Source organism: Streptomyces sp. NPDC002884, assembly GCF_040295245.1.
Lineage (GTDB): Bacteria > Actinomycetota > Actinomycetes > Streptomycetales > Streptomycetaceae > Streptomyces.
On the sequence record NZ_JBEOVB010000028.1, the window covers coordinates 92,922 to 105,284 of the forward strand.

General features: G+C 72.1%; 12 protein-coding genes. 7 read left to right on the forward strand and 5 right to left on the reverse strand.

Annotated features, from left to right (window positions below; translation table 11 throughout):
• Positions 1–104 precede the first annotated feature (104 nt).
• Both ABT070_RS35800 and eutC read left to right on the forward strand, forming a co-directional pair.
• The gene (locus ABT070_RS35800) at positions 105–1,574 is read left to right on the forward strand and encodes an ethanolamine ammonia-lyase subunit EutB (protein WP_351766986.1); all 1,470 of its coding nucleotides are present in this window, start codon (positions 105–107) and stop codon (positions 1,572–1,574) included.
• Between the two features lie 98 nt (positions 1,575–1,672).
• On the forward strand, positions 1,673–2,467 hold the full coding sequence (eutC, locus tag ABT070_RS35805; RefSeq protein WP_351767030.1) for an ethanolamine ammonia-lyase subunit EutC: 795 nt from the start codon (positions 1,673–1,675) through the stop codon (positions 2,465–2,467).
• Between the two features lie 79 nt (positions 2,468–2,546).
• Here the strand turns inward: eutC and ABT070_RS35810 are convergent, their stop codons facing one another.
• Positions 2,547–3,416: a diacylglycerol kinase family protein gene (locus ABT070_RS35810; protein WP_351766987.1), complete on the reverse strand. Its 870-nt coding sequence runs from the start codon at positions 3,414–3,416 to the stop codon at positions 2,547–2,549.
• Between the two features lie 206 nt (positions 3,417–3,622).
• Between ABT070_RS35810 and ABT070_RS35815 the strand changes: the two genes are divergently transcribed.
• The 3 genes from ABT070_RS35815 (at position 3,623) to ABT070_RS35825 (ending at position 5,598) form a co-directional block, all read left to right on the forward strand.
• On the forward strand, positions 3,623–4,906 hold the full coding sequence (locus tag ABT070_RS35815) for an adenylosuccinate synthase (RefSeq protein WP_351766989.1): 1,284 nt from the start codon (positions 3,623–3,625) through the stop codon (positions 4,904–4,906).
• Positions 4,907–4,987: 81 nt separating this feature from the next.
• Complete coding sequence (locus tag ABT070_RS35820; RefSeq protein ID WP_351766991.1) at positions 4,988–5,206, forward strand: hypothetical protein; 219 nt, start codon at positions 4,988–4,990, stop codon at positions 5,204–5,206.
• A gap of 98 nt (positions 5,207–5,304) precedes the next feature.
• A complete protein-coding gene (locus tag ABT070_RS35825; protein ID WP_351766992.1) occupies positions 5,305–5,598 on the forward strand; it encodes a hypothetical protein in 294 nt (97 codons plus the stop codon).
• 29 nt (positions 5,599–5,627) lie between these two features.
• Here ABT070_RS35825 and ABT070_RS35830 read toward each other — a convergent pair whose 3' ends face one another.
• The 4 genes from ABT070_RS35830 to ABT070_RS35845 form a co-directional block, all read right to left on the reverse strand.
• The gene (locus tag ABT070_RS35830) at positions 5,628–6,278 is read right to left on the reverse strand and encodes a putative DNA-mimic protein (RefSeq protein WP_351766993.1); all 651 of its coding nucleotides are present in this window, start codon (positions 6,276–6,278) and stop codon (positions 5,628–5,630) included.
• 59 nt (positions 6,279–6,337) lie between these two features.
• Complete coding sequence (locus ABT070_RS35835) at positions 6,338–8,815, reverse strand: glycosyltransferase (protein ID WP_351766995.1); 2,478 nt, start codon at positions 8,813–8,815, stop codon at positions 6,338–6,340.
• Positions 8,812–9,513, reverse strand: a complete 702-nt coding sequence (locus ABT070_RS35840) for a GntR family transcriptional regulator (RefSeq protein ID WP_351766997.1) — start codon at positions 9,511–9,513, stop codon at positions 8,812–8,814. The genes ABT070_RS35835 and ABT070_RS35840 overlap by 4 nt, the downstream gene beginning before the upstream one ends.
• A 213-nt stretch (positions 9,514–9,726) precedes the next feature.
• Positions 9,727–11,082, reverse strand: a complete 1,356-nt coding sequence (locus ABT070_RS35845) for an aspartate aminotransferase family protein (RefSeq protein ID WP_351766999.1) — start codon at positions 11,080–11,082, stop codon at positions 9,727–9,729.
• Positions 11,083–11,277: 195 nt separating this feature from the next.
• Here ABT070_RS35845 and ABT070_RS35850 point away from each other — a divergent pair, with 195 nt between their 5' ends.
• Together ABT070_RS35850 and ABT070_RS35855 are read left to right on the forward strand one after the other, a co-directional pair.
• Complete coding sequence (locus tag ABT070_RS35850; RefSeq protein WP_351767000.1) at positions 11,278–11,886, forward strand: type 1 glutamine amidotransferase family protein; 609 nt, start codon at positions 11,278–11,280, stop codon at positions 11,884–11,886.
• Positions 11,883–12,341, forward strand: a complete 459-nt coding sequence (locus ABT070_RS35855; protein WP_351767002.1) for a MarR family winged helix-turn-helix transcriptional regulator — start codon at positions 11,883–11,885, stop codon at positions 12,339–12,341. Before ABT070_RS35850 ends, ABT070_RS35855 begins: the two co-directional genes overlap by 4 nt.
• Positions 12,342–12,363 lie beyond the last annotated feature (22 nt).

Sequence of the window (12,363 nt, forward strand, 5' to 3'; positions counted from 1 at the left end):
CTCTGTAGCCCGAATGAGTCGGTCAAGGGTGTCGGTGCGTTAAATGCGTGTCAACCAGACCTTTAGAAATCTGGCCGCAACACGCGCCTCGTACGGTCGCCGCCATGAGCGCCTACACCTCCACCCTCGGCGGCGAGCGGTACCGCTTCGACTCGCTCGCCCGGCTGCTCGCCGCCGCGAGCCCCGAACGCTCCGGCGACCGCCTGGCCGGCCTCGCGGCGCACGACGCCCGGCAGCGGGTCGCGGCGCGCTGGGCGCTGTCGGAGGTGCCGCTGACCGACTTCCTGACCCGGCCCCTGATCCCCTACGAGGACGACGACGTCACCCGGCTCATCCTCGACACCCACGACCCGGCCGCCTTCGCGCCGGTGGCGTCGATGACGGTCGGGGAGCTGCGCGAGTGGCTGCTGTCGGAGGCGGCGGACGCGGTGACGCTGGCCGCGCTGGCGCCCGGACTGACCCCCGAGACGGTCGCGGCGGTCTCCAAGCTGATGGGCAACGCGGATCTGGTCGCCGTGGCCAGGAAGGTACGGGTGGTGACCTCCTTCCGGTCGACCATCGGGCTGCCCGGCCGACTGGCCACCCGGTTGCAGCCGAACCACCCGACCGACGATCCCGCGGGCGTCGCGGCCGCCCTCCTCGACGGCCTCCTGCTCGGCTCCGGCGACGCGGTGATCGGCGTCAACCCGGCCACCGACAGCCCGAAGGCCGTCCGGGACCTGCTCGAACTGCTCGACGGGGTGATCGGCCGGTACGCCATCCCCACCCAGTCCTGCGTGCTGTGCCACGTCACCACCAGCGTGGACCTGATGGAGCGGGGCGCCCCCGTCGACCTCGTCTTCCAGTCCATCGCCGGCACCCAGGCCGCGAACGCCTCCTTCGGGGTCACCCTCGGCCTGCTCGACGAGGCCTACGAGGCGGCGCTGGCCCTGGAGCGGGGGACGGTCGGCCGGAACGTCATGTACTTCGAGACCGGGCAGGGCAGCGCCCTCTCCGCCGGCGCGCACCACGGCCTCGACCAGCAGACGGCAGAGGCGCGGGCGTACGCGGTCGCCCGCCGCTACGACCCGCTGCTGGTGAACACGGTCGTCGGCTTCATCGGCCCGGAGTACCTCTACGACGGCCGGCAGATCCTGCGCGCCGCCCTGGAGGACCACTTCTGCGGCAAGCTGCTCGGCCTGCCCATGGGCCTGGACATCTGCTACACCAACCACGCCGACGCCGACGACGACGACATCGCCACGATGCTGACGATGCTCGGCGTGGCCGGAGCCTCCTTCGTGATCTGCACCCCGGGCGGCGACGACATCATGCTCAACTACCAGTCGGCCTCGTACCACGACGCGTTGTACCTGCGGGAGGTGCTGGGGCTGCGCCCGGCGCCGGAGTTCGAGGCGTGGCTGGATTCGATCGGGTTGCTGGACGCGCGTGGCGGCATCCGCGAACTGTCCGGAACGGCCCACCCGCTGACGGAGATCGCCACCGCCGGCACCGCTGCCGACGGGCCTGCCGCCACCGGTCCCGCCACCACCAGGACCACCGGGCACGCCACCGGACGGGAGCTCGCGGCATGACCATCAGCAGGGTGACCGGCGGTCAGCTCGACGACAGCCGCCGTGAGATGAGTGACAGCCGACGTGAGGTGAGTGACAACCAGGGCGCGGTGAGTGACATGCAGGGCGCGGTGAGCGGCAGCCAGGGCGAGTCGCGCGGCGGGCAGGGCGAGTTGTGGGCTTCCCTGCGGCTGCGCACCCAGGCCCGTATCGGCCTGGGCCGGGCCGGTTCCGCCCTGCCCACCCGGCACCGGCTGGAACTCCAGGCCGCGCACGCCGCGGCCCGGGACGCGGTGCACTCGCCGTTCGACCCGGACGCGGTGGCGGCGCGGCTGACCGGCACCTCGGTGGTCCGGGTCCGCAGCGCCGCCCCCGACCGCCTCACCTACCTCCAGCGCCCCGACCTGGGCCGCCGGCTGCACCCCATCGACCGGGCCCATCTGCCCACGGGCGAGTGGGACGTCGTCTTCGTGGTCGCCGACGGGCTCTCCAGCCGGGCGGTGCACGAGCACGCGGCGGCGATGATCCGGGCGACGACCGCGCGGCTGCCGTCCGGCATCCGGGTGGCGCCCGTCGTCCTCGCCGAACAGGCCCGGGTGGCCCTCGGCGACGACATCGCGCATGCCATGGGCGCCACGGCCGTGGTGCTCCTCGTCGGCGAACGCCCCGGCATGTCGGCGGCGGACTCGCTGGGCGCGTACCTGACCCACCGGCCCGTGCCGGGAGTCACGACGGACGCCGACCGCAACTGCCTGTCCAACATCCGCCCGCCGCTGGGACTGACCTACGAGGTGGCGGCGGCGAAACTGGCCGCGCTGCTGGCGAGGGCGCGGGAGCTGGGGCGGACGGGGGTGGCCCTGAAGGACGAGTCCGGCGACGGGCCCGTGGCCCCCGTGGCCGGGAGGCCGCTCTGAGCGGCGGCCGGCCTGCCCCCGGGAAGACGTGGAAGACGTACGGCACAGGTGCCTGGCCGAGGTGGTGGCCCGGCCCGGCTCACCGCCCCGGCAGCATCAGCCCCAACGCCCCCTCGCGCACCGTCCAGGTGCGCCGCCGTACCGGTCCCGCGATCATCGCGTCCGCCCGGTAGCGGAAGTCCGCGCCCGAGACGGTCACCGTCCGTCCCCGGGCCTCCAGCGGCACCGCCACCGCGCCCAGGGACAGCGGCCGAACCCGCACGACCGCCGTGCCGGACGGCCCCGGGGTCACCGTCACCGCCTCCACCGGCTGGTCGAGGTCGATCAGCGTCACCCCGTCGACCTCGATCCGCAGCCGGGCCGGGCCGGGCGGGGCCGGGGCCGCGGAGAGCCGCGAGGGCCGTGACGGCACCAGGGTCCGGAAGAGGTGGTAGGTCCGCAGCCAGGGGTGACCGCCGCCCTGGGCGAGCCCCGCCTCCGCCACGGCGGGCTCCGCCTGCGGAGCGAGCGGCACCGGCGGGATCCGCAGCGCGCCCAGCACCACCCCGTCGCTGTCGTCCACCAGTACGTCCAGACGCCGCTCGGCGCCGTCCAGGGCGGCCCGGGCGGCCGCCACCGCCCCCGTGGGCACCCCCAGGGCGTGCGCGACGCCCAGGGCGGTGCCCACCGGCACCACCGACAGCACGGTTTCGGCCAGGGCCCGCTGCCGGTGCAGCAGGGCCACCGTCCGCATCAGCGCGCGGTCGTCGCCGACGACCACCGGTCGCCGTGATCCCCGTCTGGCGAGCACCCGGGCGAATTCCTCCGGGTCCTCCGGGAGGCACACCTTCGTGCTCGCCGCACCCGCGCTGAGCACGTCTTTCGCGATTCGAACGGACTCCCCGTCCGTGCGCCGGGCGACCGGATCGATGATCACCAACAGCTGATCGGACGTGGGAGAAGTCGCCACCTCGGTCCTGCCTCGCTTCCTCGGGTAGCATCTTTGTGCAAGAGCCCCTTGCGCTATTGCGCCAGGGGCTTGGTCTATTCCGGGGCATCCGGGTCCGACAAGCGGCGGCCGACGACGGTCGCGGTGCACGTGGTGCACGCGGTGGAAAGAGCCACCGCGTACGCCCCTGGCCTTGGACATGCCCCACCCGGAAGGGGTGTACGCGCGTGCCCGCACTTGTGCTGCTCGGTGCTCAGTGGGGTGACGAAGGCAAGGGAAAGGCCACCGACCTGCTCGGTGGCTCGGTGGATTACGTAGTGCGCTATCAGGGCGGCAACAACGCCGGCCACACGGTCGTCGTGGGCGACCAGAAGTACGCACTCCACCTGCTCCCTTCGGGAATTCTGTCACCCGGCTGTACGCCGGTCATCGGTAACGGTGTCGTTGTCGACCCGTCGGTCCTGCTCTCCGAGCTGAGCGGTCTGAACGAGCGCGGCGTCGACACGTCGAAGCTGCTGATCAGCGGCAACGCGCACATCATCACCCCGTACAACGTCACTGTCGACAAGGTGACGGAACGCTTCCTCGGAAAGCGCAAGATCGGCACCACCGGGCGCGGTATCGGCCCGACCTACGCCGACAAGATCAACCGCGTCGGCATCCGGGTCCAGGACCTGTACGACGAGTCGATCCTCACCCAGAAGGTCGAGGCGGCGCTGGACGGCAAGAACCAGCTGCTGACCAAGCTGTACAACCGCCGCGCGATCGCCGTCGACCAGGTCGTCGAGGAACTGCTGGGCTACGCGGAGAAGCTCGCTCCGTACGTGACCGACACGGTCCTGCTCCTCAACCAGGCGCTCGACGCGAACAAGGTCGTCCTCTTCGAGGGCGGTCAGGGCACGCTGCTCGACATCGACCACGGCACGTACCCCTTCGTCACCTCGTCGAACCCGACCGCGGGCGGCGCCTGCACGGGCGCGGGCGTGGGCCCGACGAAGATCAGCCGGGTCATCGGCATCCTGAAGGCGTACACGACCCGTGTCGGCTCGGGCCCCTTCCCGACGGAGCTGTTCGACGACGACGGCGACGCGCTGCGCCGCATCGGCGGCGAGCGGGGCGTGACCACCGGCCGTGACCGTCGCTGTGGCTGGTTCGACGCGGTCATCGCCCGCTACGCGACCCGCGTGAACGGCCTGACGGACTTCTTCCTGACGAAGCTCGACGTCCTCACCGGCTGGGAGCAGATCCCGGTCTGCGTGGCGTACGAGATCGACGGCAAGCGCGTCGAGGAACTCCCGTACTCGCAGACCGACTTCCACCACGCGAAGCCGATCTACGAGACCCTGCCCGGCTGGTCCGAGGACATCACCAAGGCGAAGTCCTTCTCCGACCTGCCGAAGAACGCCCAGGCGTACGTCAAGGCGCTGGAGGAGATGTCCGGCGCCCCGATCTCCGCGATCGGCGTGGGCCCGGGCCGGGACGAGACGATCGAGATCAACTCGTTCCTGTAGTCCCGTGGTCCCGTAGTCCCGGCGAAGACCCGAAGGCGGCCCGGCGGCAGTACGTCGGCGGCCCGACGGCGGTATCCCGGCTTGGGCCGGTCCTGGACATCCTCGACCGGCCCAAGGCCCGTTCGCGGTGACGCCCGTAGCACCCCGTACGGCAAGAAGCTCAGGGACCTCACCTACAGCTCCACCGACGAGATCCGCCGGCTGATGATCGACTACGTCACGGCCGGGGGAACCCTGGACCCGGCCGGCTTCGCCACCGCCGGCCGGAAGCCGACGCAGGCCGGCACGGCCGCTTTCTGACGTCGGCCGCCCCGGCCTCGCAGCAAGGGAGGAATGCCGCATACGGGCATATCCTGAGGTGGATACGCATGTGTGTCGACCAGAAGGAAGTGACTGCGATGCGCATGATGCTCAAGGCGACCATGGACACCGAGAAGGCGAACGAGGCCATCCGGAACGGGACCCTCGGGAAGCTGATCGAGGAGTCCATGGCGCAGCTCAAGCCCGAGGCCGCCTACTTCACCACCGACCACGGCAAGCGCACCGCCTTCCTGTTCTTCGACATGGAGGAGAGCGCGCAGATGCCCGTGCTCAGTGAGCCCTTCTTCCTCCATCTCGGGGCCGAGATCTCCTACACCCCGGTGATGAACAGGGAGGACGTGCAGAAGGGCCTCTCGCAGCTCGGCCGTTGACCGCCCGCCGGATCTGCCCGTCCGCTCGCTCAGCTGAACACGATCATCGACCCCTGCGCCAGACTCCGCGTCGCCGCCGCGTGCAGCCCGAGCCAGACGTGCCGCTCGCGCGCGAAGGGGCTGGAATCGTACGGCGCCGGAACGGCGGGTTCCTCCAACTCCGTCGGCCCGGAGGGCGGTTGGGGAGCCAGCGGCGGATTGGCCGGATCGATGCCGATCGACGGGGCCACGAATTCCAGTTCCCTCAGCAGGGACTGCGCGGAACCCAGGGGTCCGCCGCCCGCGAGGAGTTCGTCGTTGGACAGGGGTTGCGGGAAGTCGACCGGAACGTAGGCGCCCGCGTGGTCGTAGTGCCAGACCAGGTGCGACTGCTGGGCCGTCGCCTCGAACATCTCCAGGAGCTGCTCGTAGTCGCCGCCCAGCTCGTCCACCGGCGTCACCGGCAGCCCGCACACCTGGAGGAGGTAGGCGCGGCGCAGGAAGTGCAGGGCGTCGTAGTCGAAGCCGGCCACCGGGGCGACCTCGCCGGACAGGCCCGGCATGTACTGGTACACCGGCACGGGCGGCAGACCCGCCTCGGCCAGCACCTTGTTGTACTGGGCGAGTTCGTCGGCGAAGGGATTGTCGGGGGTGTGGCACAACACGTCGACGAGTGGCACCAGCCACAGGTCACAGGCCAAAGAGAGCTCCTCACTCAGTACGTTGACCGGTCAGGGAAGACTAGTCGGTGCGACCCGCGTCAGCTCCCCTCGTGCAGGTCCCATACCCACACTCCGGCCACCCGCCTACCCGGCCGGCCGACCAGCTTCTCCACCGTCTCACGCAGCCGGTCCTCGTGCGGCTGCGGGGCCAGCACCAGGGCGCCCGCCCGCCAGTACGCGAGGTCCTCACGGGTCTCGGCCCGGGCCCGGGCGTCGATCACCGGGACCACGCCCGTGTACCGGACGTCCCGCAGCAGACTCGCCGTGAAGCGCAGCGGGACGCCGTAGACGCCGGTGCGGTCGCCGTCGCCCAGGGGGCCGTTGAAGTAGCCGCCGGGCATCCGGAAGCCGAGGCCGGCCGCCGTCTGCCAGTGCAGCGCCTCGGCGTCCTCGGGCTCGGCGAGCGGCACCGGGACCAGGGTCTCGTCGCCCCGGACGTACGTCTTCCAGGCGCCGTCGGCGAAGAAGGCGGGCACCTCGGCGCGCGGCTGCGACTTCAGCGGGGCGGGGACGAGGGGGAGCAGGGCGAGACAGACGGCGAGCAGACCGGCGTACTGCGTGCCCAGCCGGCGGGCGTGGGCGAGGCGGTCGACCGCCAGGGCGAGCAGCATGCCCAGCGGCGGGGCGCAGACCAGCGCGACCCGGCTCTCGATGACCGAATCGAAGAGGGGCAGGCCGGCGAGCGGCGCCCAGGGGCCGGGGACGGTGGTGTCGGTGAGCGGGAGGGGGATGCGCGAGCCGAGGGACAGCACGGCCGCGGCCGCCGCCGTACCGGCCAGTGCCCTGACCGCCGGCCGCCGCCACAGTCCCACCGTGATCGCGAACGCGAGCAGCACCAGCGGCCAGCCGTAGAAGGCGTTCTGTTCGGTGGGGTTCAGGGAGAGGGCGTCGGCGCGGTGGGCGTCGCCCGCGATCAGGGAGCGCTCGGCGAAGGAGAGCAGCGCCCGGACGGAGTTGGCGACGCCGGGCGCGGTGCCGTGGTCGATGCCGGTGTAGCTCTGCGGGCCGGAGAACTGCCAGGCCAGCGGGTAGACGACGAGCGGGAGGCAGACGGCGGCGGCGACCGCGAGGCCGTTCAGCAGGGGCCGTACGGCTTTCCGCGCGACGTCGGGGCGTACGGCCGCGTAGGCGACCGCGAACAGGATCATGCCCATCGCGGCGAACAGCAGCGGCTCCTCGCCGAGGAAGAACTGGTAAGCCGCCATCAGGCCGAGGACGACCGCGTCGCGGGTGACCCGTTCACCGGCCGCGAGCCGCAGCGCGCGGTCGATGATCGGCGGGATCATGAACAGCACGACGAAGTTCGGGTGCGCGTTGGCGTGGCTGATCATGGGCGGCGCGAACGTGGCCAGCGCGGCTCCGGCGAAGGCGGCCGCACGCTGGCGGACGAGCCGTCTCACGATCAGCCGGTACCAGGCGGCGGCCGTCGCGGCCAGGCCCAGTGTCATCACCAGGCCGAGCGTGACGGCCGGGCCGAGCAGCAGGGTGACGGGCGTGAGCGGGACGGACAGGCCCAGCATGGTGGTGTTGGCCATCAGGTTCACACCGTCCGGGGCGCCCTGGAGGCCGGTGAACAGGGGATTGCGCAGGTGAGCGATGTTGTCGGCGGTCACCGCGAAGAACCACTCCCACTGGTTCTGGTCCTGGAGGGAGTCGGTGAGATAGCGGTGGGCCGGGTCGGGAAGGCGGCCGGAGTAGAGGGCCACCGCCATCGCGAGGAACAGCAGGACGGCAACGATGTCCGCGGGTCTCGGCACCGGGATCCGGAGCCGGACCAGATCGCGCAGGACCCGGAGGTAGTCCGCCGGACGGACCTTCGAGCCGGGCCGGTGCGACCAGTGCACGGGCACCTCGGCGACCGGCCAGCCGGCCCGCTGGAAGTGGCGCAGCACCTCCACGTCGATGGCCCAGCCGTTGAGGCGGGAGGCGGTGAAGGCGGCGCGGGCCTTGTCGCCGTCGAACAGCTTGAACCCGCACTGGGTGTCGCGCGTGCCCCGCAGGGTCGTCCGGCGTATGAGCAGGTTGCCCGCCCGGCCCGCGAGTTCGCGTATCCGGTGCTGGCGGTCGCCGAGGGTGGCGCCGGGTACGGCCCGTGAGCCGATCGCCGCCGCGTTGCCGTCGGCGAGCGCCTTCTCCAGGCGCTCCAACTCCTCGACGGGAGTGGCGAGATCGGCGTCCATGACCAGCACCTGGCGGCCCTGGCTCGCGGCGACGCCGCGGCGCAGGGCGTGCCCCTTGCCCCGGTTGCCGGCGCCCGCGACGAGCTTCACCCGGGGGTCGCGGCGGACGGTGACGAGCTCGCGGGTGGCGTCGGTGGAACCGTCGTCGGCGACCAGGATCTCCCAGGTGCGCCAGTGGCTCCCGCTCGCGTCGAGGTAGCGGGTGACGGCGTCCAGGGTGGGGCCGAGCCGGCGCTCCTCGTTGAAGGCGGGGACGACCACGGAGAGTTCGACGGGCGTGGTGCGGTGCGTGCGGTGCGCGGGAGCGGTCGTGCCGGGGGCGTCCGCCCTGCTCATTCCGCCGCCAGTCGCTCGATCAGGGCGATGGAGTCGTCGTTGTACGCGGCGAGCATCGCCCGGGCGGTGACGGTGTCGCGGTCGTACAGGGCGTCGACCAGTTCGGTGTGGCCGGACCACAGCCGGCCGCGCAGATCGGTCGGCCGGCGCAGGTGCTGCACCGTGCACACCCAGGACTGGAGCCGCAGCCGGTGCAGGAAGTCGGCGAGATAGGGGTTGCCGAAGAGGGCGCTCAGCTCGCGCCAGAAGCGCAGGTCGTAGCCGATGAGGACGGTGAGGTCACCGGCGGCCGCGGCCCGCTGCGCCTCCTCGCCGCGGCGGCGCACCCCGGCGATGGCGGCGGCGGTCCGCGGGTCCTCGTAGTTGTGGTGGCGCTGACGGCCCTCGTCCAGGGCGAGGAACATCCCCTCGATGATCAGGCTGCGCGCCTCGATCATGCCCCGGAAGTCCTCGGCGGAGTACTCGTGGACCCGGAAGCCCCGGTGCTGGTCGGCCTCCAGCAGGCCCTGCGCGGAGAGGTCGACGAGGGCCTCGCGGACGGGGGTCGCGGAGACGCCGTACTGCTCGGCGATCTCCTTGACGGTGAACTCCTGGCCCGGCTGGAGCCGTCCGCCCAGCACCTCGTCGCGAAGCGCGTCGGCGATCTGCTGTCGCAGGGTGCTGCGCGTCACGGCTCCGTTGCCGGTGCTGCCGGGCATGGTCGGGGCGTCTCCATCGTCGGGTGCGGGAAAAGTGGCGTGCTCGTGGGTATGTACGAGCACGCCACCTTACGCGTTCGACGAAATCAAGACCTTGGACGAACAGCCTCCGCGCCACCGGGCCGCCGAAGAGACGGAACCGGTCCCCGCCGGGTCCCCGCGCGGGTCCTCGTCCGGCCCTCGCCCGGGTCCTCGTCCGGTCCTCGCCCGGTGCTAGTCCGTGTACTCGTCGGCCACCGAGAGCGCCGCGTCCAGGGCCGCGAGACCCTCCTTGACCTCGGACTCGGAGACGTTGAGCGGCGGCACGAAGTGGGTGCGGTTCATGTTCACGAACGGCCACACCCCGGCCTTCTTGGCGGCGGCGCCGAAGGCGGCCATCGCCGCGTTGGCCTCGCCCGCCGCGTTGTACGGCACCAGCGGCTCGCGGGTCTCCCGGTTCTTCACCAGTTCGAGGGCCCAGAACATGCCGACCCCGCGCACCTCGCCGACGCAGGCGTGCCGCTCGGCCAGTTCCCGCAGCCCCGGCCCGACGACCGAGGCGCCCAGGTTCTTCGCGTTCTCGACGATGCCCTCCTCCGCCATGACGTTGATCGTCGCGACGGCGGCCGCGCAGGCCAGCGGGTGCCCGGAGTACGTCAGACCGCCCGGGTAGGGCCGCCGGGCGAAGGTCTCCGCGATGGCGCCGGAGATCGCGACCCCGCCGAGCGGTACATAGCCGCTGTTCACGCCCTTGGCGAAGGTCATCAGGTCGGGCGTCACGTCGAACAGGTCGGCCGCGAACCACTCACCGGTGCGCCCGAACCCGGCCATGACCTCGTCCAGGACGAAGACGATCCCGTACCGGTCGCAGAGGGCCCGCACCCCGGCGAGATAGCCGGGCGGCGGGACCATGATCCCGGCGGTGCCCGGGACGGTCTCCAGGATGATCGCGGCGATCGTCCCCGGCCCCTCGAAGGTGATGGTCGTCTCCAGGTGCTCGAGCGCCCGGGCGGTCTCCTGCTCCTCCGTCTCCGCGTAGAAGCGGGAGCGGTACAGGTACGGCGCCCAGAAGTGGACGACCCCGGCCGTGGCGCTGTCGGAGGCCCAGCGGCGCGGGTCGCCGGTGAGGTTCACGGCCTGCTGGGTGCCGCCGTGGTACGAGCGGTAGGCGGACAGCACCTTGGCGCGCCCGGTGTGCAGCCGGGCCATGCGCACGGCGTGTTCGACGGCGTCCGCTCCGCCGTTGGTGAAGAAGATCTTGTCCAGGTCGCCGGGGGTGCGCTCGGCGATCAGCCGGGCCGCCTCCGAGCGGGCCTCGACCGCGAAGGCGGGCGCGAAGGTGGTCAGGTGTGCGGCCTGCTCCTGGATCGCGGCGACGACCTTCGGGTGCTGGTAGCCGATGTTGGCGTAGACGAGCCCGCTGGTGAGGTCGAGGTACCGCTTGCCGTCGTAGTCCCAGAAGTACGACCCCTCCGCGCCGGCCACGGCGAGCGGGTCGATGAGCTCCTGGGCGGACCAGGAGTGGAAGACATGCGCGCGGTCCGCGGCCTTCACGGCGGCGCCGGCCTGGGGGCTGGACTGAGGGGTCATGCCAGTGAGCGTAAATGTCCGCGATGCGGAAGCGGTATCGGCGTCCTGTTCCGTGGAGGGGGCGATTCCGCGACAGGTTGTCGGGCGTGGGGAGGGTGTGAGCGGCGCCGACGGGTTGACAGCTTGCTGTCGAAGTGACAGTCTCCTGTCATAAGGATCCGCCAGGACCGCAGGATCCGCTCACGAGGAGGAACCATGAGCCGCAAGCCGGTGCATCTCGCCGTGTACGACACCCTCGCCGACTGGGAGACGGGGTTCGCGACGGCGTACCTCGCACGGAACGGGTACGAGATCCGCACGGTCGGCGGGTCGCAGGAGCCGGTCGCCAGCGTCGGCGGACTGCGGATCCGGCCCGACCTGGCCCTGGACGCCGTACGGCCCGAGGACAGCTCCCTGCTGATCCTGCCGGGCGCCGACCTCTGGGACACCTCCGACGACCTCGCGCCCTTCGCCCGCACTGCACGCGCGTTCCTCGACGCCGGGGTGCCCGTCGCCGCGATCTGCGGGGCCACCGCCGGGCTCGCCCGCGAGGGCCTGCTCGACGACCGGGACCACACCGGCGCGGTCTCCTTCTACCTGGCGGCGACCGGCTACGCGGGCGGCGGCCGGTACGTCGAGGCGGACGCCGTCACCGACGGCAATCTGATCACCGCGGGGCCGACCGAGCCGGTCGCCTTCGCACGCGAGATCTTCCGGCTCCTCGGCGTCTACGAGGGCGAGGTGCTGGACGCCTGGTACCGGCTGTTCCACGACTCCGACGCGGCCGCGTACGCCGTACTGGAGAAGGCGACGGCCGGCCGGTGAGCCGGGAACGGCAGGATCTGCTCAGCCGCGGAGCGCTCGGGGTGTTCCGGCTGAACGGCCAGTTCCTCGCCGTGGCGGAGGAACTGGCCGGGCCCGCCGGGCTCACCGCCGCCGGGTGGCAGGTGCTCGGCGCGGTGCTCGGCGACCCGCTGCCCGTGTCCGGCATCGCCCGCGCCATGGGCATCACCCGGCAGAGCGTCCAGCGCGTGGCCGACCTGCTGGTGGAGCGCGGCCTCGCCGCATACCGGCCCAACCCCGCCCACCGGCGCGCCAAGCTGCTCGCGCCCACGGAGGCGGGCCGGGCCGCGGTCGCCCGTATCGACCCCGGGCACGCGGCCCTCGCCGACCGGCTGGCGCAGGCGTACGGGGAGGCGGAGCTCGCCGAGGCCGTACACGTACTGGAACGGCTGTCCAAGGTGCTGGACGGGCTGGAGCCCGCTGTTACGCAACCGTAGACACCGCGCCGCACTACTCCCC